The sequence below is a fragment of the Streptomyces sp. NPDC055506 genome (assembly GCF_053643595.1).
The window spans coordinates 97589-122814 of record NZ_JBSHKH010000003.1 but is presented as its reverse complement, the minus strand read 5'-3'; the positions used below and the strand labels follow the sequence as shown (position 1 = coordinate 122814).

The window sequence follows — 25226 nt, the reverse complement described above, 5'->3', positions numbered from 1 at the left end:
CGGCCCGCCCGGTGTGACGGTAGCTCGATCGTAGGAACGCCCCGGAGACGGAACGGTTCGTCCTGTCGCCGGAGCCCTACCGTCCGGATATGACCCAGCCCCCCGCACCCACACCCCCCACATCCCCCGCACCTCTCGTACCTTCCGCGGCCCTCGCGCATCCCGACCGCCCCCGCCTCACCGAACTGCGCCTGGCCGCCTTCACCACCCACCGCCGCGCCGCGTTCCCGCTCGGGCCGCTCACCCTCCTCGCCGGCCCCAGCGGCTGCGGCAAGACCAGCGCACTGCGGGCGTACGAGGCCCTGGCCCGGCTCGGCGGCGGCGCCGGGCTCGGCGAGGCGTTCCCCGACCCCGTCGCCTGTGTCCCGGAGCGGGCCCGGCCCGACGCGCAGCGCCGCCGCGGCTTCCGTATCGGCTGCACGGCCGACGGCCCCGCGGGCCCGGTCCGGCTCGACGTGGCCGTGCAGGCCGAGCCCGAACTGCGGGTCGTGGGCGAGCGGCTGACGGCCGACGGCCTGGTCCTCCTGGAGACCGCCCTGCGCGACCCCGGGAAACGCGCCGTACAGGCCGCCTGGCACACGGCCGGGCCGACACCGGTGACCCGTGGCCCGCTGCCGGACGACCGGCTCGGCACGGCCCTGCTGCCACTGCGCGTGGCCGGCAAGACACCCGGCCAGCGCAGGGTGCTGGCCGCCGCCGAGCAGATGGTGGTCGCCCTGCGCTCCGTCTTCGCCTGCGACCCCCAGCCCGCCCGGATGCGCGGACCCGTACCGTCCGGCTCGGGCCGGCTGCTCGGTGGCTGCGGCAATCTCGCCGATGTGCTCGGGCGCACCCGCACCGAGTGCGGACGACGGCACGCGCTGTTCGTCGCGGCGGTGCGCGCCGGCTGCGCCGGGCCGGTCGCCGACGTGCTCGCCAGGGCGGAGGAGGCGACGGGAGCGGTCCGGGCGACGCTCGACCGGGGCGACGGCGTCCGCACGGACCTGCGACGGCTCGGCGACGGCGAACTCCGGTACGTGGCCCTCGCGTTGGTCCTGCTCACCGGGCCGGGCGTGCTGGAGGTCGACCCGGCGGGCGAGGTGCCCGCCGCACTCCAGACGCTCACCGTCCTCGCCGACGGCTTCGACCGGGGCCTGGACGGACGGCAGCGGCTGGAACTGCTGCGGCTGGGGGCCCGGATGTGCGAGCGGGGGCACATCCGGCTCGTCGGCGCGGTGAGCGACGCCTCATGGGCCGCCGGGACGGAGGGGGTCACGGTGGTACACCTGGACCGTGACTGATCCCCTGGACGTGGCCGGACTGCAACGCCGCCTGGCCGATTTCGCCGCCGCGCGGAACTGGCAGCAGTACCACACCCCCAAGAACCTGGTCGCCGCGCTCAGCGTGGAGGCCTCCGAACTGGTCGAGATCTTCCAGTGGTTGACCCCGGAGGAGTCGGCCCGCGTCATGACCGACCCCGAGGCCGCGCCACGCGTCACCGACGAGGTCGCCGACGTGCTGGCGTATCTGCTCCAGCTGTGCGAGGTGCTCGGCATCGACCCGCTGGCCGCGCTGAACGCGAAGATCGACCGGAACGAGCGGAGGTTCCCGATCCAGGAGTAGCAAAGTCCACTTGTACGCTGCGTAACCAAATTGCGGCCCGAATCCGAATTGTTGTCCGCAGATTTCCGTCTTCCTCTGGCTTTTCGTCTCACGGCCCTTCACTCTGGGTAGTGAACCAGTGAGTTCGGGCAGGCATACGCGCGGGAGCGCGTCGGGACAGACGGGGGCAGCGCATGGACGCGGTGCGGCTCATCGTGACGAGCAGGCGGTCCCTGGCCGCGGGTGGCGACCAGCGGGAGGTCCTGGCCGAGGTGTGGCAGGCGCAGGCTCTCGCGCAGGCGATCGGCAGCCGCCTGGCGGTCGCCGGACCGCCCGAACTGCGCGGCGAGGCGCTGGGATTGACGGAGCTGGCGGGCCGGGGCTGTGGCGTCCTCGACCCGCCCGAACTGGCCCCGGGTGAGCTGCGGGCGGGCCAGCTCACCGAGTTGGGCGACGCCCGCCACACCCTGATGTTCCTCGGCGGCCTCCTCGGCGAGGTCGGCATCGCCCTCGTCGGCCTCGCTTGCGCCGCGGACGACGAGGGCACGTACTGGCAGTGCATGGAGGCCATCGACGCGGCGGACGAGTCCCGCGACCGCGTCCTCGAAATGCTCCGCAGACTCGCGGACCGCGAGCAGGTGGTGCCGGAGCGGGAGGCGGGCTAGGCGCCGCCGCAATAGCCCTGGCGGCTGCCCCGACGTTGATCCCGGACAGGCGGTCGTCGTCCGGATGCGGGCCGGTGGGGGTCGCTCGCGCAGTTCCCCGCGCCCCTAGGGCAACGCCCTCAGCCCGAACCCCCCGCCTCAGCCCTCAGCCGACCCGGTCGGCCTCCTCGCCCGGCCCCCGGCCCGCATCCCCCGCGGCCTGAAGATCCGCGTCCAACGCCGTCAGGTCCGCGTTCAACGCCGCCATCAGCTCCTCCATCTGCTGCAACAGCCCTTTCGGCTGCCCGGTCCCGCCCTGCTGCGGCACGGTCTCTTCGGACATGACGGCCTCCTCGGCCCATGGCCCCCGGAGAGGCCGACGCGGGTGACGCCCCGGCGGTCGCCGGCCGGTGCGGAAGCCGGGGGCTCCGGCTCCGCCCGAGCCAACGATCACCACCGGGGCCGGTCACTGGCCCGGCCACGCATGCCAGCGGTATGGACGTAATTTCACCCGACCGGGGCGCGCGGGGGGACAGGGGAGACCGACCTCCTCGCCCCGCACCCCGGCGTGCAGGATGGACGTATGGATCTCCGCATCTTCACCGAGCCCCAGCAGGGGGCCACCTATGACACGTTGCTCGCCGTCGCCAAGGCCACCGAGGACCTCGGTTTCGACGCCTTCTTCCGCTCCGACCATTACCTCCGCATGGGCTCAGGGGACGGCCTGCCCGGCCCCACCGACGCCTGGCTGACCCTGGCCGGGCTCGCCCGTGAGACCAAGCGGATCCGGCTCGGCACGCTGATGACCGCCGGCACCTTCCGGCTGCCCGGCGTGCTGGCTATCCAGGTCGCGCAGGTCGACCAGATGTCCGGCGGCCGCGTCGAACTCGGCCTCGGCGCCGGCTGGTTCGAGGAGGAGCACAAGGCCTACGGCATCCCGTTCCCCAAGGAGAAGTTCGCCCGCCTCGAGGAGCAGCTGGAGATCGTCACCGGCCTCTGGGCGACGGAGCCCGGCAAGACCTTCGACTTCCACGGCACCCACTACGACCTGACGGAGTCTCCCGCGCTGCCCAAGCCCGCGCAGCGGAAGATCCCCGTGCTCGTCGGCGGCCACGGCGCCACCCGTACCCCGCGGCTGGCCGCGCGGTACGCCGACGAGTTCAACATGCCCTTCGCCTCCGTCGAGGACAGCGAGCGCCAGTTCGGCCGGGTGCGCGCCGCCGCCGAGAAGGCCGGCCGCGACGCCGGCGATCTGACCTACTCCAACGCCCTCGTCGTTTGCGTCGGCCGCGATGAGGCGGAGGTCGCCCGCCGGGCCGCCGCGATCGGCCGCGAGCCCGACGAACTGAAGCTCAACGGCCTGGCAGGCTCCCCGTCCGAGGTCGTCGACAAGATCGGCCGCTACGCCGAGATCGGCGCCCGGCGGATCTACCTCCAGATCCTCGACCTGGACGACCTCGACCACCTGGAGCTGATCTCCTCGCAGGTGCAGTCGCAGCTGTCGTAAGGCCGGCACGGCACGTCGGCCGTCCGGCGGATCGGGACGAGGAGCGCGATCCGCCGGGCCTCCGTCACAGCTTGCGGGCGACCGCCACGTAGAGGGGGATCTCCTCGCCGAGGGGGATCTCCTCGGCCCCGTCGTCGCCTTCGCGTGGTTCGCCCAGCTCGGGGTGCCAGCGCGCGGCCAGGACCACACCGGGGTCCACCAGCTCGAGGCCCGTGAAGAACTCCGAGAACTCTCCGAGGCTGCGCACCTGTGCCGCCGTGCCGCCCTTGCGGTACACCTCGACGACCCGCTCCCAGGTCTCCGGGTCGAAGTCGCCGGTCGCGTGGGAAAGCGTCAAGTGGCTTCCGGGGGCCAGCGGTTCGAGGAGTTCCCGTACGAGCCGGAGGGGCTCGTCCTCGTCGCCCACCAGGTGCAGGAGTGCCACCAGGGAGAGGGCGATCGGCCGGCTGAAGTCGAGGGTCTCCCGGGCCGTCGCGATGATCTTTCCGGGGTCCCGGACATCGGCCTGGACATAGGCGGTCCTCCCCTCCGGCGCGCTGTGCAGCAGGGCCTCGGCGTGCCGCAGGACGATCGGGTCGTTGTCCGCGTAGACCACGCGGGCCTCCGGGGCGACCCCCTGGACGATCTGGTGGAGGTTCGGCTCGGTCGGGATGCCGGTCCCGATGTCGAGGAACTGGCGCATGCCCCGCTCGGCCAGCAACCGGGAAGCACGGTGCATGAAGGCGCGATTGGTCCGCGCCATCGCGCTCACCGCGGGGAAGTGCGAGGTCACCTGCTCGGCAGCCGCCACGTCGACCGGATAGTTGTCCTTCCCGCCCAGGAAGTAGTCGTACATCCGCGCCGAATGGGGCTTGCTGGTGTCGATGGTGCTCACAGTCGCACATCCTCCTCGAACGCCCGGTCGACCGGAGGCTAGCGAAAATTCCCGGATGCTGCCGAAGTTCGCTCTGTACGGTGAGGGGATCCGCAGTTCAGACCACTGATCAAAGGTCGATCCACCGTGTTTCTGACCATCACCACCACCGGCACCCCGGAACGCCCCGCGACCGATCTCGGCTTCCTGCTGCACAAGCATCCCGAGAAGGCCCAGGCGTTCTCCACCTCCTACGGCACGGCCCACGTCCTCTACCCGGAGGCGGACGCCGAGCGCTGCACGGCGGCGCTGCTGCTGGAGGTGGACGCCGTGGCACTGGTCAGGCGCGGCAAGGGCAAGGGCCGGGGCGGTGCCCCGGACGCGGCGCTCGCGCAGTACGTCAACGACCGCCCCTACGCCGCCTCCTCCCTGCTCGCCGTGGCGCTGAGCAGCGTCTTCTCCAGCGCGATGAAGGGTGTCTGCAACGCCCGGCCCGAACTGCCCGCCCTGCCCCGGCCGTTGCGTATCGAGGTGCCGGCGCTGCCCGCCCGCGGCGGCCCCGGGCTCGTACAGCGGCTGTTCGAGCCGCTGGGCTGGACGGTCACCGCCGAACCCGTGCCGCTGGACACCGAGTTCCCGCAGTGGGGGGACTCCCGCTACGTCCGACTCGAACTGGAGTCCACGGACCGCACCCTCGCCGAGGCCCTGCGGCACCTCTACGTCCTGCTCCCGGTCCTGGACGACGCCAAGCACTACTGGGTCGCCCCCGACGAGGTCGACAAGCTGCTGCGCGCCGGTGAGGGCTGGCTGCCCGGCCACCCGGAGCAGAAGCTGATCACCAGCCGCTACCTCTCGCGCCGCTGGTCGCTGACCCGTGCCGCGACGGAGCGCCTGGAACTGGTACGGCTGGCCGAGACCGACGACAGCGAGGTCGAGGAGATCGACAACGCGGTCGGGGCGGAGACCGAGACCGAGGAGCGGCCGACCCCGCTGGCCGTACAGCGCCGGGAGGCCGTCACCGCCGCGCTCAAGGCGTCCGGAGCAGCCCGGATCCTGGATCTCGGCTGCGGACAGGGCCAGTTGGTGCAGACCCTGCTCAAGGACCCGGCGTTCACCGAGATCGTGGGCGTGGACGTGTCGATGCGGGCGCTCACCATCGCCTCCCGGCGACTCAAGCTGGACCGCATGGGGGAGCGGCAGGCCGCGCGCGTCAAGCTCTTCCAGGGCTCCCTCGCGTACACCGACCGCCGGATCAAGGGCTATGACGCCGCCGTGCTCAGCGAGGTCATCGAGCACCTCGACCTGCCCCGGCTGCCGGCCCTGGAGTACGCCGTGTTCGGCTCGGCCCGCCCGCGCACGGTCCTCGTGACGACCCCGAACGTCGAGTACAACGTCCGCTGGGAGAGCCTTCCGGCCGGCCACGTCCGGCACGGCGACCACCGCTTCGAATGGACCCGTGCCGAGTTCCGGGCCTGGGCGGATTCGGTGGCCGAACGACACGGGTACGACGCCGAGTTCGTACCCGTCGGCCCCGACGACCCGGAGGTGGGGCCGCCCACCCAGATGGCCGTGTTCACCCTGACCAGCCCGAAGGAGGCGAAGGCGGCATGACCGACGTACGCGAGGGACGGGTCCTGCCCGTCACCGACCTCTCCCTGGTGGTGCTCGTCGGCGCCTCCGGCTCCGGCAAGTCCACCTTCGCCCGCAGGCACTTCAAGCCCACCGAGATCATCTCGTCCGACTTCTGCCGCGGCCTCGTCTCGGACGACGAAAACGACCAGAGCGCCACCAAGGACGCCTTCGACGTCCTGCACTACATCGCGGGCAAGCGCCTCGCCGCCGGCCGCCGCACGGTCGTGGACGCGACCAGCGTGCAGCCCGACGCCCGCCGCCAGCTGATCGACCTGGCCAGGCAGTACGACGTCCTGCCGATAGCCATCGTGCTCGACGTGCCCGAGGAGGTGTGCGCCGAGCGCAACCTGGGCCGCACCGACCGCGCTGACATGCCACGCCGGGTCATCCAGCGCCACACCCGGGAGCTGCGCCGCTCCCTCAGGCACCTGGAGCGCGAGGGTTTCCGCAAGGTGCACGTCCTGCGGGGCGTGGACGAGGTCGAGCACGCCACGATCGTCACCGAGAAGCGCTTCAACGATCTGACGCACCTCACCGGCCCCTTCGACATCGTCGGCGACATCCACGGCTGCGCCGCCGAACTGGAGGCGCTGCTCGCCAAGCTGGGCTACACCGACGGGGTCCACCCCGAGGGCCGCACCGCCGTCTTCGTCGGCGACCTCGTCGACCGCGGCCCCGACAGCCCGGGCGTGCTGCGCCGCGTCATGACGATGGTGAAGTCCGGGAATGCCCTGTGCGTGCCCGGCAACCACGAGAACAAGTACGGCCGCCACCTGCGCGGCCGCAAGGTCCAGCACACCCACGGCCTCGCCGAGACCATCGAGCAGATGGCGGGCGAGAGCGAGGAGTTCGTCGCCGAGGTACGGGAGTTCCTCGACGGCCTCGTCAGCCACTACGTCCTCGACGGCGGCCGGCTGGTCGTCTGCCACGCCGGGCTGCCCGAGAAGTACCACGGCCGTACCTCCGGCCGGGTCCGTAGCCACGCCCTGTACGGCGACACCACCGGGGAGACCGACGAGTTCGGGCTGCCGGTGCGCTACCCGTGGGCGGAGGACTACCGAGGCCGGGCGGCGGTCGTCTACGGCCACACCCCGGTCCCGGAGGCCACCTGGCTCAACAACACCATCTGCCTGGACACCGGCGCCGTCTTCGGCGGCAAGCTCACCGCGCTGCGCTGGCCGGAGCGCGAGCTGGTCGACGTACCGGCGGAGCAGGTCTGGTACGAGCCGGTGAAGCCGCTGCGCACCGAGGCCCCCGGCGGGCACGACGGCCGTCCGCTGGACCTGGCCGACGTGCAGGGCCGCCGGGTCGTGGAGACCCGGCACCAGGGCCGGATCTCGATCCGCGAGGAGAACGCGGCAGCGGCCCTCGAGGTCATGAGCCGCTTCGCGGTGGACCCACGGCTGCTGCCGTACCTCCCGCCGACCATGGCACCCACGGCGACCAGCAAGGTCGACGGCTACCTCGAGCACCCGGCCGAGGCCTTCGCGCAGTACGCGGCGGACGGTGTCGCGCGGGTCGTGTGCGAGGAGAAGCACATGGGTTCGCGGGCGGTGGCCCTGGTGTGCCGGGACGCGGAGACGGCCCGCACGCGCTTCGGCGTGGACGGACCCACCGGGTCCCTCTACACCCGCACCGGCCGCCCGTTCCTCGACGACGACACCCTCACCGAGGAGATCCTCGACCGGCTGCGCACGGCGATCGGCGCGGCAGGCCTCTGGGACGAACTGGCCACCGACTGGCTGCTGCTGGACGCCGAGCTGATGCCCTGGTCGCTGAAGGCGTCCGGGCTGCTGCGGTCGCAGTACGCCGCCGTGGGTGCCGCGTCCGGCGCGGTGCTCCCGGGGGCACGGGCCGCGCTGGAGGGCGCGGCCGCGCGCGGCGTGGATGTGACCGGCCTGCTGGCCCGCACCCGCGAACGTTCCGCCGACGCCGCCGCGTTCACCGAGGCCTACCGCCGCTACTGCTGGACCACGGACGGCCTGGACGGTGTCCGCCTGGCGCCGTTCCAGATCCTCGCGGTCCAGGGCCGCAGCCTCGCCGCCCTGCCGCACGACGAGCAGCTCGCCCTGCTCGACCGGCTCGTCGAGCACGACAGCAGCGGCCTGCTCCGGACCACCCGGCGACTGTACGTCGACACGGCCGACCCCGAGTCCGTCCGGGCCGGAGTCGACTGGTGGCTGGAGATCACCGGCCGCGGCGGCGAGGGCATGGTCGTCAAGCCGATCGGCGCCCTCGTCCGCGACCCCCAGGGCCGCCTCGTCCAGCCCGGCATCAAGTGCCGCGGCCGCGAGTACCTGCGGATCATCTACGGCCCCGAGTACACCCGCCCGGAGAACCTGGCCCGCCTGCGCTCCCGGTTCCTCAACCACAAGCGGTCCCTGGCGATCCGCGAGTACGCCCTGGGTCTGGAGGCCCTGGACCGGCTGGCCGACGGCGAACCGCTGTGGCGGGTGCACGAGGCGGTCTTCGGCGTGCTGGCCCTGGAATCGGAGCCGGTGGACCCGAGGCTGTGAGCCGTAAGGCCGGCCGCCGCGACGGCCGGCCCGATCGAATCCGGCCAGGCTTGTCCCGCCTGGGGCGATCCTGGCCGGACGTCGCCCTTCCGGTCCCATTCGTCCCTGGTTAACCGCTGGTTGCCGTGCTAACTTCGCTGGTCGATCAGGCAGGTATACCGGCTCAGGGGGAAAGTCGGTGGAGACACACGCGGGGTTCGGCGAACCCGAGGGCGGGTCCGGGCGTGCGGACGGCTTACGGCTGCTGCTGGGGCTGACCAACGCCCTGTGCGGCCTGGGCTGCATGGAGGACGCGCAGGGGCGGCTGCACTTCGGTGTCGTCCTGGGAGACCTGCTGGGGCGTCAGATCGACCTGCGCGGCGTCAAGTTGCGCGAGGACGTGGTGCTGCTGACGCGCGCCGCGCTGAACATGCCGGGCGGCGAACGCGTACTGGTCGAGGTGGTGCGGATCCTCGAAGGAGACCTGGCGGGCGACGAACTCGACCAGCTGCTCGACCAGTGGCTCGCGCCCGCCCCGCCCCCCGCCCTCCAGGGGCCCCTCACCCGCGACGAAGAGGCCGGTGCCCGCGCCGTCCTCGCCAAGGGCGAACTCCCCGCCGCCCGGCTGCGCGACGCCCTGGTCGAGGAACTCAACGGCCTCGACCTGCCCACCGGACTCGCCCCGGAACAGCTCCTCGCGCACGTCCTGGACTGGAACGTGCAGCCGGACGGACTGCCCCCCGCCGTCCTGCTGATCGACCACGCCGCCCGGCTCGCCGCCACCCCCGGGCACCGCACCGCCCTGTCCGGCTGGGCCGACGACTGGGCCCGGCGCGCCGGCCTGACCGGACCGGTGGAGGAACGCCGGAAGGCCCGCGGCACGACCCAGAGCGATCCGGACATCCCGCGCTGTCTGGTCGTCGCCGTCGAACCGGCACGCGACGGCTCCGGCGAGGTCGTCGTCCGCCCCTGGCTCAACACCGTCCCCGGCCGCTGGGACCCGCAGCCCGGCGAACCCGCCACGACCACGCTCGACGAGCTCGGCACGGCCGTCCAGCGCGCGTTACGGCAGGGCGCCCGCCTCTGGTCGGCGCCCCGCGAACCCGACCCCGACGGACGCCGGCAGCCACCGCCGTACATCGAGTTCGTCCTTCCGTACGACCTTCTCAACCACGATGTGGCCGGTCTGACCTTCCGGGTCGGGGACGGGCAGCCGCTGCCGCTCAGCCTGAAGTACGGGGTGCACCTGCGCAGCCTGGAGCGGATGCGCACGGACGACGCCCTGGTCCGGGACCAGTGGCAGGAGCGTTGGCGAACCCTGCGCGAGCACGGCGTCCTGGTGCACGGCTGGCGCGAGCCGGACGGCGGCCGGCTCGGCGCGTGGCAGGCAGGGCTCGCCGGGGAACCAAGACATACGGCGGTGGTGCTCGACGCCCCCGCCGACGTCCTGGCACTGGAGGCCCTCAAGGCCGCCATAGCGGAGGGGGTGGGGCTCGCGATCTGGGACCGCAGGGGCGTCTTCCGCGAGGAGCGCCGGGAAGTGGTGACCGCCCTGTTCGCCGCGGCGCCCACACCGGCGAGGATCCCGGTGGCCGTCCACCTCCTGCGCAGGAACGCCGAGAGCGAGGGCCGGGGCCCCGGCGAGCTGCTCGGCCGGCACATCGGCTTTTTCTGGGACGATCCGACACGTCCCGTTGACTTCCAGCCCACCGACCCAGGCGATCTCGCCAGCGAGGAGGCATCCGCATGAGCGGGCAGGAGCAGACGGTCCCGAACGGCTGGCGGATCTTCCACGGCACGGGCAGCGCCCCCGCCGTCCCGCCCGAACTGCCCGCGTCGCCGCCCTGGCGCCGCTTCCGGGGCGACCCGCCCCGGCCCGTGCCGGCGGCCGACCCGCAGGCCGCGCTGCGCCGCCTGGGCCCCGGCGACGTCACCCCGCAGCTGGGCGAGGAGGAGATCGACGTCGTCAACGCCGCGCTGCTGCTGCGCCGGCCCCTGCTGATCACCGGCCCGCCCGGTGTGGGCAAGTCCACCCTCGCCTACCTCGTCTCCCGCGAACTCGGCCTCGGCCGGGTCCTGGAGTGGAACATCGTCAGCCGCACCACCCTGCGCGAGGGCCTCTACGCACACGACGCCATGGGCCGCGCCCAGGCCATCGCCGCCTGGCGGGCCGGCCTGCGGCACGCCGCGTCCCTGGAACCGGACGACACCGCCGACCCGGCTACGGACGTCAACACCGCGCTTCCTCAAAGATCTCGTCAACTTCCCCCGGTCCTGGGCGACTTCATCACTCTCGGCCCCCTGGGGACCGCGCTGCTGCCCTACGATCGTCCCCGTGTGCTTCTCGTCGACGAGCTCGACAAGAGCGACATCGACCTGCCGAACGACCTGTTGCACGTCCTGGAGAACGGAAGCTATGACGTCCCCGAGCTGGTACGCGACGCCGCGGACAGCGCGCGTGTCCACACCAGCGACCCCGGGGGCCGCGCCGAGGTGTGCGACGGGCGGGTCGAGTGCCGGGAGTTCCCGGTCGTGGTGATCACCAGCAACGGAGAACGCGAATTCCCCGCGGCCTTCCGCCGGCGCTGCTTGCCGCTGGAGATGCGCACGCCCACCCGGGAGCAACTCCTGGCCATGGTCGAAGGGCACCTCGGAACCCGCCCGCAGGGCACGGAAGACCTCGTCGACCTGTTCGTTCAGCGGGTCCAGGCCGGCGGAACCCACTCCCTGGACCAGTTGCTCAACGCTGTCCAGATGACGACCGCGGGTGGTTTCCAGGCGGATGGTGACGGGCGTAAGCTCGTGGAAATGCTCCTGCGCGACCTCGCGAAGGGCCGCTGAATTGAAGGGCTATCCCAGGGAGCACGCATCCGGGCTCGGCGACGGTTTCCCCGTTTCGGGGTCGTCGCCTCCTTCGGCGTTGCCCGAGTCCGCCGACCAGGCGGCTGAGCACGGAGCGACGGTCCCGGTCGCCCTGGAACAGTCCGTCCCGCGCTGGCAGGACATCGCAGACGCGGTCTGGCTCGCCGCCCACTGGAACCGCCACGGCGGCCCGGCCGCTTCCGGCCCGGAACCTGCGCGGGCCCGGACGGCGGCACCCCCGGCCCCGCCTCCCGTACACCCGCGGGAAGCAGACGACATGGACCAGCCGGACACGCCGCCGGCCGGCCGGCCCCGTCCCGCCGACACCGCCCCCGGCGCAGCGCGCCCGCCTCAGCCGCTCCCCGGGCCCGGCGCCCCGCCCCCTCTCACGGACCCCACCGACAGACCGCAGCCAGGGGGTGCTCCCGTCCGGCCCGCGGGACGGGCTGCCCCGGCCCGCCTGTTACCCGACGCCGACGGCCGTTTCACCCTGCGCCTCGGGCAGCCGCTGCTGCCGGCCGACGACCCCCCGCAGCAGGCCCCGGGCCGCACCACCGCCCGGTTCGCCCGTGCCCTGCACCAGCTGGCCCGCCGCGTGCCGTCCCGCGACACGCTCGAGCTCGACGAGGAGACCACGGCCGAGCAGGGGATCATCGACGGCATGTGGATGCCGTTCCTGCGTCCCGCCCGGACGGCCGCCTTCGACCTGGTCCTGCTGGTCGACGACGCGCCCACCCTGCGCATCTGGGACGAGTCCACCGCCCGTCTCGCCCAGGCCGCCGAGCACAGCGGCGCCTTCCGGGCCGTGCGAACGGTCCGGGTGAACGTGCCGCGCACCGGGACCGCCACCCTGCGCTGGAGCGCCGGCCGGGCCGCCGCAGACCCCGCCGAACTCCTCGACGGACGCGGCGACCGCGTCTTCCTCGTGGTCACCGACGGGCTCGCCCACGGCTGGGCCTCTCCCGCCGCCGACGACCTGCTCGCCCGGCTCGCCCACGCCGGCCCCACGGCCCTGGTGCACCTGCTCCCGCCGCATCTGCGCCACCGCGCCTCCCTCTACCCGTATCCGGCCGTTCTGGAGGCCGGCGGATTCGGCGCCGCCAACGACGGACTCGAACACTGGGCGCCGCCCGGCGGCCCCGACCCCCTGCGACCGCTGCCCGACGCGGGCGACGGCTCCGTGCCCGTCCCCGTGCTCTCCCTGAAGCCCGGCTCCCTCGCGGCCTGGGCCGACCTCGTCACCGGGGAACGCGGAGTGCGCCGCGCCCTGCCCGTCGTCCTGGCCGGCACCCTCAGCAAGGGATCGCCCGCGCCCGGCCTGCGCGCCCCCCGCTTCCCGCGCGCCGCCAAAGCCGCCGTACGCCGATTCTTCACGCTCGCCACCCCCGCCGCGCGTCGGCTCGCCACCCAACTCGCAGCCATTCCCTTCGACTTCGACCTCGTGGAACAGCTGCGGCGGCGCACCATGCCGGAGACCGGCCCGGACCACCTCGCCGAGATCCTGATGGGCGGGCTGATCGACTGGGACAGCGGCGGCGAGGGGCACCCCGAGTTCGCCGACGGAGTCCGCGAGGAACTGCTCGCCACCACCACCCGCAGCCAACTCGCCCACACCGTCAGCGTGGTGGGCGAGCTGCCCGCCGCGGGCGCCCGGGGCCTCGCGCTGCGCGCCGCCCTGCGCGACCCGATGGGCACCACGCTGCCCGACCCGTCCGAGCGGAGCTGGGCGCGCAGCGAGCTGGCCGTGATGCGCGCGCTCTCGGGGCCGTACTCCGAGCGGGCCCGCCGTATCGAGCCCGGTCTGACCAGGGCCCGCGGGCCCGGTGACGCCGAACGAGTGAGTCCGGGAATGCCCGGAGCTGCAACTTCTGAGGTGAACCGCGCGGCTCCTGGGGGATTGTCCGACGGAACGGGAAGTCTGCCACCGTCGAACGCCCCCCAAGAAGCTGGAGAACCACCCGTGCCACCCCTGGTATCCGACGCCGTCCCACAAGAACCCTCGGAGGCTGAGCTCCCCATGCCGAGCACCACGACCGGAACGCCCGCCGCACTCCTGGTGAACGTACCTCTGCGTAACACGTCGTTCGTCGGCCGGCAGGCGCTGCTGAGTGCCGTGGAGGAGCAGCTGGGGGCTCAGGACACGGCGGCGGTGCTGCCGCACGCGCTGCACGGCCTCGGCGGTGTCGGAAAATCCCAGCTGGCGCTGGAGTACATCTACACCCACCAGCACGACTACAAGGTGATCTGCTGGATCCCTGCCGAGCGGGAGAGCCTCATCCTGGCCGCGCTGGCCCAGCTCGCGGCCCAGCTGGGCGTCGCCCCGACCGGCCAGGACAGCCTGGGCGCCCCCGCCGCCAACACCGCCGTGCCCGCCGTGCTCGAAGCGCTGCGCAGTGGAGCGCCCTACGACAACTGGCTGCTCGTCTTCGACAACGCCGAGGACGTCGAGGCCGTGCGCCAGTACTTCCCCACCAACGGCCCCGGAAAGGTCATCGTCACCTCCCGGAACCGCGCCTGGGAGAGGGTCGCCACCCCGCTGCCGGTGAACGTCTTCGAGCGGCAGGAGTCGGTCGAGCTGCTTCAGAAGCGCTCGCCCGACCTGACCACCGAGGACGCCGACCGGCTCGCCGAGGCCCTGGGCGATCTGCCGCTCGCCGTGGAGCAGGCGGGCTCCTGGCGTGCCGTCACGGGCATGCAGGTCGACGAGTACCTCGACCTGCTCGCCCAGCGCAGCCCGGAGATCCTCGAACTCGACCCGAACCCCGACTACCCCGTCTCCGTCGCCGCCGCCTGGGACATCTCGCTGGAGCGGATCAAGGAGAACAACCCCGGCGCCCGGCAGCTGCTGGACATCTGCGCCAGCATGGCCCCCGAGCCCATCCCGCGGTCCATGCTGCGCGGCAGCCGGGGCGTCAGCATCACCCCCGAGATCGACCCCCTGCTGCGCGAGTCGATCAAACTGAACCGCGCCGTCCGCGACCTCAGCCAGTTCTCCCTGGTCAAGGTCGACCCGCGGTCCGACACCCTCCAGATGCACCGCCTCCTCCAGACCGTGCTCCTGGCCAAGCTCAGCCGCCAGCAGCGCGAAGGGATGCGGGACGCCGCCCACCAGCTCCTCTCGGCCGCCAAGCCCGGCCCCTACGGCTCGTCCCTGGAATGGCGCGCCTACCAGGCGCTGCTCCCGCACATCCTCACATCCCAGGCGGTGACCAGCAGCGACACCTACGTGCGCGATCTCGTGTACGACACGGTGTGGTTCCTGTACTTCTGGGGCGACCACGAAGGCGCCGCCGACTTCGCCCGGCAGGCCTGGAGCGCCTGGCTCGCCGCCTCCGGCGAGGAGGACGTGCACGTCCTGCGGATGACGAAGACGTTCGCGTTCCTGCTGCGCCAGATCGGACAGGTCCCCGAGTCCATCCCGCTCACCGAGAAGGCGCTGGAGGTCTCCCGCCGCCTCGAGGGCTACCCCGAAGACCTGATCGACTCCCTGTGCGAGATGGCCGACGCCCACAACTACCAGGGCCGCTTCGAGGAGGCCCGGCAACTGACCGAGGAGGCCACCGAGCTGGCCCGGTCCCTGTTCGGCGCCGACGACCCGGCCACGCTGCGCGCCACCCACACCTACGGCGTCGCCCTGCGGCTGTGCGGCCGCTTCCGCGAGGCGCTGCCGATGGACCAGGAGAACGCCCGGCAGCGCGAGCTGCTGTTCGGCCCTGCCAGCTTCTTCGCCCTCAACACCCTCAACGCGCTCTCCATCGACATGCGTGAGGGTGGCGACTATCCCGGCGGCCGCGACTTCCAGGAGGACGCTTACCGCCGGGCCCGCACGGCACTCGGCGACGAGCACCCGCTCACCCTGCGCATTGCCCGCAACCTCGCCGTGTGCCGGCGCCGCGACGGGGCGCTCACCGAGGCCGCCAAGCTCTCCGAGGAGACGCTGCGGCGCTTCGTCGCCCGCTACGGGCCCGACCACTTCGACTCGATGTCGACCGCGACCAACGTGTTCGTCGACATGCGCCTGGCCGGGGACTTCGAAGGTTCCCGCCAGCTCGCGGAGGTGACGGTACGGCGGTTCGAGCAGCGCCTCGGTGAGAACCACGCGTACACCCTGCTGGCCCGGGCCAATCTGGCCGCCACCCTGCGGGCGCTCGGGGCCATCGACGCAGCGCAGGAGCAGGAGGACGACGCGGCCCGCAGACTGGCCGACTCGGTGGGAGCCCGCCACGTCACCACCCTGACCGTGGCCATCGGCCAGGCCAACACGGCGTACGCCCGTCTCGACTTCGACCGGGCGTGCGAGATCGACGAGGCCAATCTGCCGGTGCTCGCCGAGGTCGCGGGGGAGGAGCACCCCCTGACGCTGTCCGTGATGGCGAACCTCGCCCTCGACCTGCGGGGTCTGGGCCGCGGGCCCGAGGCGGACGAACTCCAGCGCAAGGCGGTGGAGGGCTTCGCGCGGGTGGTCCGCGCCGATCACCCCTGGCTCGCGGCGGCCCGCCAGCGCCGCCGCATCGAGTGCGACATGGCTCCGATGCCGATGTAGCGGCCGGTTCGGCCGGGGTGGCACCCGTGTGCCACCCCGGACCGGTCAGGTCGCGTCCGCCACCGGCGTGGTGGGTGCGCCGTCCGAGGGATGCGGAGGCACCGGGGCGTTCGCGGAGTGGTCCGGGCGGGGCAGGTGCACGGCCACGACCTCGGCGTGGCCCGGGGCGCGTGTCGGCTCGTGCTCCGACAGGCGGCGGACCAGGATCAGCAGGGGCTGGGTGAGCAGTGTCGTCGCCAGGGCCATGAAGACCAGCACCGTGTAGAGGGGCTTGCTCACCAGACCCGCCTGGAAACCGGCGTTCAGGGCGATCAGCTCCGTGAGGCCGCGGGCGCTCAGCAGCACACCGACGGTCCGCGCGTCGTCACGGTCGAGACCGCCCATCCGCGCTGCCACCACGCCGCTGCCGACCTTCGTGGTCACCGCCAGCACCGTCACCACCAGCAGCGTGATCCACCCGGTGGCGTTCATGCTGTTGAGGGTGACCGACTGCCCGGAGAAGACGAAGAAGTAGGGCACCAGCAGCGAGCTGACGACATGCAGCGGCCGCAGCAGATCAGGATCGAGGGTGCCGCCTTGCTCGCGCGGGCAGACGATCCCCGCGAGCAGCGCACCGCAGATGGCGTGCAGCCCGAGGAACTGCGTCACGGACGCCGACGCACAGGCGAAGCCGATGAGCAGCGCCAGCCGCAGGGACGGCTCCATCCGGGTCCGCCACAGCAGCCTGCGCAGCACGGGCCGGGCGGCCACCAGCATCAGCACGGCGAAACCGGCCGCGATGAGGGCCCGCCACTGCCAGCCCAGGCCGTGCTCACCGCTGTCGCTGTCCAGCATCGTCCCGGCCAGCACCGTCCACCCGATCACATCGAGCAGCCCGGCCGCGGACACCGCGAGGACGCCCGGCACCGTGTCGGCCAGGTTGTTCTCCCGCACGATGGCCGTCAGTACCGGTACGGCCGTTATGGACAGGGCGACGCCGGCGAACAGCACCATGCCGGTGGTGAGCGGGGGCATGTCCAGGGCCCGCAACTGCTCCCGGAACAGCAGCGCACAGCCGCTGCCCACGACCATCGGGACCACGAACGCCGCCAGCGCCACCGTCACGACCGTGCGCGCCCGGTCGCCCAGGATCTTCAGATCCAGCTCGTACCCCACCGCGAACAGGAAGACCACCAGGGCGAACTGCGCGAGCCCGGTCAGCGCCGTGCCGATCTCCTGGGGGAACAGCATCCGGTAGGCATCCGGCGCCGTACTGCCGAGCAACGAAGGACCCAGGGCGATGCCCGCTGTCAGCTGCCCCACGATGTACGGCTGCTTCAGCCGCTGGGCCACCCAGCCGGCGCCATGGCCGACCGCCAGGATCAAAGCCGAGGCGAACAGGAAATGCGTGACCACCGCGTCAGCGCTCATGCGTCCCCCTGTGTCCAGTTGTCATGGCCGGTGGTTCGGCCGCCGGCGGGTCCTCGCACGTGTGCTCGACCCCCAACCTCCTTATGATACTGGTAACTTGACGGCTTAACGGCAGTCGTACACAACTCTGTACCGGTGTCACGGGGGGCACATGGCGACGGTCGTCTTCATCCATGGAACAGGGGTGCGCGAACCAGGCTTCTCGAAGCTTGCGGGGCGCGTGGCGGCCGGACTGACCGCCCTGCGCGACGGACTACGCATCGTGCCGTACTACTGGGGCGGCACGCACGGCGCCACGCTCGCGGCGGGCGGGGCCAGCCTTCCCGCCGGGCCGGGCGGCACGTCCCGGGGCCTGTCCGAGGGCGACCCCGACGACGCGTCGGCCGCCGCGTGGGCCGCCCTCTACGCCGACCCGTACGCCGAGCTCGTGCTCGCCGCGGCCGGTGCGCCGCAGGTCAACGAGCGTCCGCCCGGTTCCCTGCCCCCCGACCAGGTGATACGGGCGGGGCTCACCGCCCTCGCGGCCCGGGGCGACACTCCCGCCGCCGAGCTGGGTCCGGGGCTGGCCCGCGCCGCCACCGATCTGGCCGCCCATCCGCTCCTCGCTCCCGCCGCCGTTGCCCTCGCCCCCGACGACCTCGCGACCCTCGCCGGACGCAGTCTCACGGCCCGGGTCATCGCCGATGCCCTGGACTCCGACGCCCCGTTGGTACCGGTCGGCGACAGCCGCGACGCCGTCGCCGACACGCTTGCCGTGGCACTCGGTGCACAGCCCCGGGGAACGGAACGCGGGGTGCGCTCCCTGGTGCTGCGGGTCGCGGGTTCGGCGGCATCCCGTGCCGTCGTGCGCCGTCGCCGCGCCCTCACCGAGGCCGCCCACCCCGCCGCTGGTGACATCCTGCGCTACCTCAGCCGCGGCGAGGCGGTCCGAGCCGAGCTGCGTCACCTGGTCACGGGCCTCGAACCGCCCGTCACCCTCGTCGGCCACAGCCTGGGCGGCATCATCGCCCTGGACACCCTGATCTCCGCCCCGCTGCCGCAGGTCCGGCTCCTGGTGACGGCGGGATCCCAGGGTCCGTTCCTCTACGAGTCAGGGTCCCTGCCCTCCCTCGAACACCCCGCCTGCCTGCCGTCGCACGTACCGCACTGGCTGAACCTGTACGACCCCCGCGACCTGCTCTCCTATCTCGGCGCGGGCCTCTTCCCCGGACGTGTCACGGACGTGGCGGTCGACAGCCGTCAGCCTTTCCCGGCCTCGCACAGCGCCTACTGGACGAATCCCGAGGTCTACCGCCACATCGTGGACCGGCTGCCGTGAACCCCGCCCGGGTGCATGCGCTGATCGTCGGTGTCGAGCGGTACGACGCCGGGTCCGGCTGGGATCTGCCCGGACCGGCGCGGGACGCCGTGGCCTTTCACCGGCTGCTGCGTACGGCCGGGGTGCCGGACGAGCAGCTCCGGCTGCACCTCGCCCCGTTGCCGCCGTACACGCCCGGCGTTCCGTACCAGTCCGCCGACCACGCCACCCTGCGCCGTGTCCTCGTCCGCGAACTGCCGCTGGCCCAGGGCGATGTCCTTTGGGTGTGGTGGGGCGGGCACGGCGTCCTCGACCGGGCCGGGCACCTGCGGTTGTTCTGCTCGGACGCCACCACCGCCGACAAGCTCGGCATCGACCTGGACTCCGCGCTCGACCGGTACGCCGGGGACGCCGTACCTGCCTTCGGGGATCAGCTGTGGATCGTGGACGCCTGCGAGACCTTCGAGGAGGACCTGGCCTTCCGGGAACAACTGCCGCCGGACGCCCTGCCGGTGGGGCGGCGCGACCTCGCCCATCGGCAGACGCTGCTGCGGGCAGCCGGGCGCGGGCGGGCCGCCGCCAACGACCCGGAGCGCGGTACGGGGCTGTTCTCGGAGATCCTGCTCGGGCTGTTGGCCGACCGAGCCGCCGTTCTGCCCGCGTTGCCCGATCCGGAGGGACTGTTTCCGGCCGTACGGTCACGTATCGCGGCCCTCAGGGAAGCGGGACGTACTCTGCAGTATCCGGAGATTCGGCTGCAGAGCCCCGAGCGCACCGAGATCGTGGCACCGGCCGCACCGCCGCCCGAGCAGCGCCCTGCCTCGCCGTTGCAGCGGGCCGTGGACGCCCTCATCGCCTATCCGCTGATGAGGGATCCCGCCGAACGGCAGACGGTGGTCGCCTCGTTGGACCCGCGTGTCACTGCCACGCTGCCCCGTCACAGCAAGGCCCGCACCGATGTCGTCGGCATCCTCAACAGGCTGGCCCGGGGCCGGCCGGAGATGCTGTGGGAGCTGTTCGACGCCGTGGTCTCCCTCGATGACGATCCGGACCTCAGGGCCGAACTGGACACTGCGTTAAGGGATTTCGAGGCCTCGGCGATGCGTCCGCGTGATCGGAAATGATCGAGTGGCGTGATCGTACGGTTTTCGACCCGGGCAGGAATGGCCATGATGGAAAAGGAGACGGGCACGGGGCATCGCGTGCCACCGTGCGAGAAGGGGGAGCACCTTGGACCAGCCGCCCGCTCTGTGCCACGCCGGAGCCGCCGTCCGTGAGCATGCCACCGCTGCGGGTACCGACGTCTGGGAGTCGGATCTTGCCGACCTGACGGGGCTGCCCCTGACCGCCCTGGACGGTGTCGCCCCGCTGCGACCCTCCGCCCGGCTGCTCGGGGAGGTACTGCGCGCCCGCGGCAGTATCAGAGGCGGGAACGACGGTCCGGGGGGTGCCAGGGCCGAATAGCCGCACCCTGCCGCACGGCAGACCCTGGGCGGGCATGCCGTGTGCCCGCCGGGGCCTGTACGCCCGCACCCCGACCGGAGGTCCCGCATGCCCAGCGAGCCGCGCCACGCCCCGTTCCGCATGCCCGAACGGCTCTTCGCGGAACTGGCCGCGGGAGGGGGCTCCGCCGAGGCCGTCGGCTTCCTCGAACGGGCGGAGCGGGCACGGCGGCTGCTGCTTCTGCGGACCCTGCTGGACCGGCTCGGCACGCTGCGGACGCCGCTGAGCCCGGCCGCCGAGGCCTGGGACGTCCTCAAGGAGGCCGCCGCCGCGGCACCCGGGCCGGTCGACCGGCTGCTGCTCGCCCCGGCGACCGGCGGCTGGCTCGCCCATGTGCTGCGCCGGCTGCACGGCACCGCGTCGGGCCCGCCGCTGTGGGCGGAGGCAGGGCACCTGTGCGCCCTGGCCGTCGCGGCGTCGCTGCACGCGGGTACGGGGGCGGACCTCAGGGTGGCCCTCACCGACGGCGGACTGCCGCTGCCGGGGCTGGGACTGGCCCGGCTCACCGGAGCGGAAGACGGATTGACGGTCGCCGGCGCCCGTACGAGCGGGGGCGAGCTGACACTGTCCGGTCCGGGTCGAGACGGCGGCACCGTCGCCGTGACGATCAGCCCTGCGACGCAACCCCTGCCGGCACCGACGGTGCCCGACACCACCCCTGGCTGGCTCCCCCTGCGCACCCTCACCCACCCCACCCCCGCCGGAACCGTCGCCATCCCCCTCGAAGACCTCGACCCCTACCGCGACCTGGACGACCCCTTGCCGCCCGCCCGGCTCGACGCCGGCGAAGCCGAGGCCTGGCAGCGGCTGTTCGAGGAGGCCGTCGCGCTGCTCGCCACGCCGGGCGGCGACGGGCCGGGCCGGTTCGACCCCGGCGCGATACGGGCCGTGGTGCCCTGGGGGCGTACCGGCACACTGCCGCCCGCGCCGCCCACCGTCCTGGTGTCCGCCTCCAGCGGTGACGCCTTCGGGGCCATGGTGATCGCCCGTCCGTCATCCGCCCTGGCGCTCGCCGAGACCCTCGTCCACGAGTTCCAGCACAGCAAACTGGCCGCCCTCCTGCACCTGTTCCCGCTGCTCGAAGACGACCGGGAGGAGCGCTACTACGCCCCCTGGCGGCCCGACCCGCGGCATCTCACCGGTCTGCTGCACGGGGCGTACGCCTTCACCGGTGTCGCGGGCTTCTGGCGGGACCGGATGGCCGTGGCGCGGGACGACGAGGCGGCCGACACGGCCGGGTACCACTTCGCGCTGCGCCGTCTGCAGAGCCGGCTCGTCGTACGCACCCTGCTGGTGGAGGGGCGACTCACCCCGCAGGGCCGGGCCCTCGTGTCGGGTCTCGCCCGTACGCTCGACGGGTGGCTGCGCGAGCCGGTCCCGTACGCCGCGCTGACCCGCGCCAGGACGGCCGCCGCCCTGCACCGCACCGAGTGGCGCCTGCGCAATGTCGCCCCGCCCTCCTCCGGAGCGGGAGGCCCCCGCTTCCGCCCCGACCGCACCTCCTGGCCCGACGTCCGCACCCACGCCTTCGCCGCCCGCCCCGTCGCCCCGCGCACCGCCGACGAGCAGCTGGCCGCCGGGGACGCCGCCGCCGCGCTCGCCCGGTACGCCGGCCAGCTCGCCACCGACCCCGCCGAACCGCACGCCCTGGCCGGCTGGATCGTCGCCCGTGCCGTGCTCGACCCGGGGCGGACCACCCGGCGGATGCTGGCCCGGCCGGAACTGCTCCAGCCGCTGCCCAGCGGATGACCGCCCCGGTTGTCGTCACGCCGACGCAAACAAGAGTGCGCGGAAACGCGCGAGCAGCGCGTCAACGGGCGCCCCGATGGTCAGGATGGAGGCATGGCATACCACGTCCACTCCGAGGCCGGGCGGCTGCGCCGCGTCATCCTGCACCGGCCCGATCTCGAGCTCAAAAGGCTCACCCCGAGCAACAAGACCTCGCTGCTCTTCGACGATGTGCTGTGGGTGCGCAGGGCCCGCGCCGAGCACGACGGGTTCGCCGATGTGCTGCGCGACCGGGGCGTCGCCGTCCACCTCTTCGGTGACCTCCTGGCCGAGACGCTTCAGGTCCCGGCGGCCCGAACCCTCGTCCTGGACCGGGTCTTCGACGAGAAGGAGTACGGCCCCCTGGCCACCGACCACCTCAGAGCCGCCTTCGAGAACCTGCCGGCGCGGGAACTGGCCGAACTCCTGGTCGGCGGCATGACGAAGCGCGAGTTCCTGGACGGGCACCCGGAGCCGACCTCCGTGCGCTTCCACGTCATGGACCTGGACGACTTCCTGCTCTACCCCCTGCCCAACCACCTCTTCACCCGCGACACCTCCGCCTGGATCTACGACGGCGTCTCCATCAACGCCATGCGCTGGCCCGCCCGGCAGCGCGAGACCGTGCACTTCGAGGCGATCTACCGGCATCACCCGCTGTTCCGGGACGAGGCCTTCCACGTGTGGTCCGAGGGACAGGCCGACTACCCCTCGACCATCGAGGGCGGGGACGTACTGGTCATCGGCAACGGGGCCGTCCTCATCGGCATGAGCGAGCGCACCACACCGCAGGCCGTCGAGATGCTCGCGCACAAGCTGTTCGCCGCCGGTTCCGCCGAGACGATCGTGGCGCTCGACATGCCCAAGCGGCGCGCCTTCATGCACCTCGACACCGTGATGACGATGGTCGACGGCGACACCTTCACCCAGTACGCGGGCCTCGGCATGCTCCGCTCGTACACCATCGAGCCGGGGGTCGGCGAGAAGGAGCTGAAGGTCACCGACCATCCGGCGGAGCACATGCACCGCGCGATCGCCGCCGCGCTCGGCCTGAACGAGATCCGGGTGCTGACCGCCACCCAGGACGTGCACGCCGCCGAGCGCGAGCAGTGGGACGACGGCTGCAACGTCCTGGCCGTCGAACCGGGCGTCGTGGTCGCCTACGAGCGGAACGCCACCACCAACACTCATCTGCGCAAGCAGGGCATCGAGGTGATAGAGATCCCGGGCAGCGAGCTGGGCCGGGGGAGGGGCGGGCCGCGCTGTATGAGCTGCCCGGTCGAAAGGGAGCCCGTATAGGCATGCTGAGCTTCGTATAGTATTCCAGGAGTCTGTGTCCCCGTATCCCTGGAGCGCCCCCATGGCGACAGCCCCGAGCGCCCTCGCCGGCCGCCACTTCCTCAAGGAGCTGGACTTCACCGAGGATGAGTTCCGCGGTCTGGTCGAGCTGGCCGCAGAGCTGAAGGCCGCCAAGAAGGCCGGGACCGAGACCCAGTACCTGCGGGGCCGGAACATCGCGCTGATCTTCGAGAAGACCTCCACCCGCACCCGCTGCGCCTTCGAGGTCGCGGCCGCCGACCAGGGCGCCTCGACCACGTACCTCGACCCGTCCGGCTCGCAGATCGGTCACAAGGAGTCGGTCAGGGACACCGCGCGGGTGCTGGGCCGGATGTACGACGGGATCGAGTATCGGGGCGACAGCCACCAGAAGGTCGAGGAGCTGGCGGCGTACGCCGGTGTGCCCGTCTTCAACGGGCTCACCGACGACTGGCACCCCACCCAGATGCTGGCCGACGTGCTGACCATGACCGAGCACTGCGCCAAGCCGCTGACCGAGACGACCTTCGCCTACCTGGGTGACGCCCGCTTCAACATGGGCAACTCCTACCTGGTCACCGGCGCCCTGCTCGGCATGGATGTGCGTCTGGTCGCGCCGAAGGCCTACTGGCCGGCCGAGGAGGTCGTCGAGCGGGCCCGTGCGCTCGCCGAGAGCAGCGGCGCTCGGATCACGCTCACCGAGACCCTGGACGACGGCGTCCGTGGCGCCGACTTCGTCGCCACGGACGTCTGGGTCTCCATGGGCGAGCCGAAGGAGGTCTGGGACGAGCGCATCACCGCCCTTGGTCCGTACGCCGTGACCATGGACGTCCTGCGCGCCACCGGCAACCCGGACGTGAAGTTCCTGCACTGCCTGCCCGCCTTCCACGACCTGGGCACCAAGGTCGGGCGCGAGCTCCACGCGTCGCACGGCCTGGCCCACCTCGAGGTCTCCGACGAGGTCTTCGAGTCGGCCCACTCGGTGGTCTTCGACGAGGCGGAGAACCGGATGCACACCATCAAGGCGGTCCTGGTGGCGACCCTGGCGTGAACAGGTCCTAGGCCGACGGGCGCCGCTGAGCCGGCACCGCGGGCAGCCTGAACCACACGGCCTTGCCGGACTCGGTCGGCCGGTGCCCGCACGACGAGCTCAGGGCGCGGATCAGCAGCAGCCCCCGCCCGTGCTCCTGCCAGGGGTCGGGCGGCCCGCCGGCCGGGCGGGTGAGGTCGCCGGGCGGGGCGGGGTCGGTGTCGTGCACCTCGACCTGACATCCCGACGGCATCAGCTCCACCACCAGCTCTATCGGAGCCTCGCCGGTGGTGTGCTCCACCGCGTTGGCCACCAGCTCCGCCGTGAGCAGCTCCGCCGTGTCGCAGTCGGCCCCGTACTCCAGCTCGGCCAGCGCCGTACGGACCAGGGCACGGGCCACGGGCACCGCCGCGACGGTGTGCGGCAGCGCGATGCGCCAGGAGGCGGGGGCTGAGGGGAGTTCGTACAAGGCGGGTCCGTTCATGGAGCAGGACATCCTGCTTTCAACCTGATGAATGGTACGGCGCCGCTCTTCAGAGGCGTCCGAGGGGCCACCGTCGGGGGGCGTCTTCGCCCCCTTGCCGGACGGCTTACCCAGGTGAACGCGGTGCCGCGCGCCGCTGCTCCCGCCGTTACGCCGGTGTGGATGATCTGTGACGGATGTGACCGGGCCGAGTCACCCCGGATCCACACAGAAGTCCTACCCGGACGGTCTATCGCGCACTCATGACGACAGTCACGGATGAGTGATAGCTTCGTGGGGTAGAGCTCAGTGAGACAGTGCC

19 protein-coding genes are annotated in these 25226 nt (G+C 72.5%); 15 read left to right on the top strand and 4 right to left on the bottom strand.

Annotated features, from left to right (window positions below):
• The first annotated feature begins 89 nt into the window (after positions 1-89).
• The 3 genes from ACWIF2_RS02170 to ACWIF2_RS02160 all read left to right on the top strand — a co-directional run bounded on the left by ACWIF2_RS02170 (position 90) and on the right by ACWIF2_RS02160 (position 2246).
• Positions 90-1280 carry an ATP-binding protein gene (locus ACWIF2_RS02170; RefSeq protein ID WP_454358099.1) on the top strand — a complete coding sequence of 397 codons (1191 nt, stop codon included), beginning with the start codon at positions 90-92 and terminating at the stop codon, positions 1278-1280.
• Positions 1273-1602, top strand: a complete 330-nt coding sequence (locus ACWIF2_RS02165; protein ID WP_382498247.1) for a nucleotide pyrophosphohydrolase — start codon at positions 1273-1275, stop codon at positions 1600-1602. Before ACWIF2_RS02170 ends, ACWIF2_RS02165 begins: the two co-directional genes overlap by 8 nt.
• 173 nt (positions 1603-1775) lie before the next feature.
• Complete coding sequence (locus tag ACWIF2_RS02160; protein WP_382580439.1) at positions 1776-2246, top strand: DUF6099 family protein; 471 nt, start codon at positions 1776-1778, stop codon at positions 2244-2246.
• Between the two features lie 145 nt (positions 2247-2391).
• Here ACWIF2_RS02160 and ACWIF2_RS02155 read toward each other — a convergent pair whose 3' ends face one another.
• The gene (locus ACWIF2_RS02155; protein ID WP_454358098.1) at positions 2392-2568 is read right to left on the bottom strand and encodes a hypothetical protein; all 177 of its coding nucleotides are present in this window, start codon (positions 2566-2568) and stop codon (positions 2392-2394) included.
• 240 nt (positions 2569-2808) lie between these two features.
• Between ACWIF2_RS02155 and ACWIF2_RS02150 the strand changes: the two genes are divergently transcribed.
• Positions 2809-3732 (top strand): LLM class F420-dependent oxidoreductase, encoded by a 924-nt coding sequence (locus ACWIF2_RS02150; RefSeq protein ID WP_454358097.1) that lies wholly within the window; start codon positions 2809-2811, stop codon positions 3730-3732.
• A 64-nt stretch (positions 3733-3796) separates the two neighbouring features.
• On the opposite strand, the gene ACWIF2_RS02145 is transcribed toward ACWIF2_RS02150, so the two are convergent.
• On the bottom strand, positions 3797-4567 hold the full coding sequence (locus ACWIF2_RS02145) for an SAM-dependent methyltransferase (protein WP_454358155.1): 771 nt from the start codon (positions 4565-4567) through the stop codon (positions 3797-3799).
• Between the two features lie 165 nt (positions 4568-4732).
• Between ACWIF2_RS02145 and ACWIF2_RS02140 the strand changes: the two genes are divergently transcribed.
• The 5 genes from ACWIF2_RS02140 (at position 4733) to fxsT (ending at position 16117) form a co-directional block, all read left to right on the top strand.
• A complete protein-coding gene (locus ACWIF2_RS02140) occupies positions 4733-6196 on the top strand; it encodes a 3' terminal RNA ribose 2'-O-methyltransferase Hen1 (protein WP_454358096.1) in 1464 nt (487 codons plus the stop codon).
• Complete coding sequence (locus ACWIF2_RS02135) at positions 6193-8733, top strand: polynucleotide kinase-phosphatase (protein WP_454358095.1); 2541 nt, start codon at positions 6193-6195, stop codon at positions 8731-8733. Before ACWIF2_RS02140 ends, ACWIF2_RS02135 begins: the two co-directional genes overlap by 4 nt.
• A gap of 178 nt (positions 8734-8911) precedes the next feature.
• Positions 8912-10462 (top strand): VMAP-C domain-containing protein, encoded by a 1551-nt coding sequence (locus ACWIF2_RS02130; RefSeq protein ID WP_454358094.1) that lies wholly within the window; start codon positions 8912-8914, stop codon positions 10460-10462.
• Complete coding sequence (locus ACWIF2_RS02125; protein ID WP_454358093.1) at positions 10459-11553, top strand: AAA family ATPase; 1095 nt, start codon at positions 10459-10461, stop codon at positions 11551-11553. The genes ACWIF2_RS02130 and ACWIF2_RS02125 overlap by 4 nt, the downstream gene beginning before the upstream one ends.
• Position 11554: 1 nt before the next feature.
• Complete coding sequence (gene fxsT, locus ACWIF2_RS02120; RefSeq protein ID WP_454358092.1) at positions 11555-16117, top strand: FxSxx-COOH system tetratricopeptide repeat protein; 4563 nt, start codon at positions 11555-11557, stop codon at positions 16115-16117.
• 45 nt (positions 16118-16162) lie between these two features.
• Here fxsT and ACWIF2_RS02115 read toward each other — a convergent pair whose 3' ends face one another.
• Entirely contained in the window at positions 16163-17527 is a 1365-nt protein-coding gene (locus ACWIF2_RS02115; RefSeq protein WP_454358091.1) for a cation:proton antiporter, read from the bottom strand.
• A 184-nt stretch (positions 17528-17711) separates the two neighbouring features.
• Here ACWIF2_RS02115 and ACWIF2_RS02110 point away from each other — a divergent pair, with 184 nt between their 5' ends.
• The 6 genes from ACWIF2_RS02110 to argF all read left to right on the top strand — a co-directional run bounded on the left by ACWIF2_RS02110 (position 17712) and on the right by argF (position 24462).
• Positions 17712-18845: a hypothetical protein gene (locus ACWIF2_RS02110; RefSeq protein WP_454358090.1), complete on the top strand. Its 1134-nt coding sequence runs from the start codon at positions 17712-17714 to the stop codon at positions 18843-18845.
• Positions 18842-19948 carry an effector-associated domain 2-containing protein gene (locus ACWIF2_RS02105; protein ID WP_454358089.1) on the top strand — a complete coding sequence of 369 codons (1107 nt, stop codon included), beginning with the start codon at positions 18842-18844 and terminating at the stop codon, positions 19946-19948. Before ACWIF2_RS02110 ends, ACWIF2_RS02105 begins: the two co-directional genes overlap by 4 nt.
• A gap of 106 nt (positions 19949-20054) precedes the next feature.
• Complete coding sequence (locus ACWIF2_RS02100; protein ID WP_454358088.1) at positions 20055-20288, top strand: hypothetical protein; 234 nt, start codon at positions 20055-20057, stop codon at positions 20286-20288.
• Positions 20289-20375: 87 nt separating this feature from the next.
• Positions 20376-22076: an HEXXH motif domain-containing protein gene (locus ACWIF2_RS02095; protein ID WP_454358087.1), complete on the top strand. Its 1701-nt coding sequence runs from the start codon at positions 20376-20378 to the stop codon at positions 22074-22076.
• 93 nt (positions 22077-22169) lie between these two features.
• Complete coding sequence (locus ACWIF2_RS02090; RefSeq protein ID WP_454358086.1) at positions 22170-23393, top strand: arginine deiminase; 1224 nt, start codon at positions 22170-22172, stop codon at positions 23391-23393.
• Positions 23394-23454: 61 nt separating this feature from the next.
• Positions 23455-24462, top strand: a complete 1008-nt coding sequence (gene argF / locus ACWIF2_RS02085) for an ornithine carbamoyltransferase (protein WP_454358085.1) — start codon at positions 23455-23457, stop codon at positions 24460-24462.
• 7 nt (positions 24463-24469) lie between these two features.
• Here the strand turns inward: argF and ACWIF2_RS02080 are convergent, their stop codons facing one another.
• Positions 24470-24937 (bottom strand): ATP-binding protein, encoded by a 468-nt coding sequence (locus tag ACWIF2_RS02080; RefSeq protein WP_382498220.1) that lies wholly within the window; start codon positions 24935-24937, stop codon positions 24470-24472.
• Positions 24938-25226: the final 289 nt, after the last annotated feature.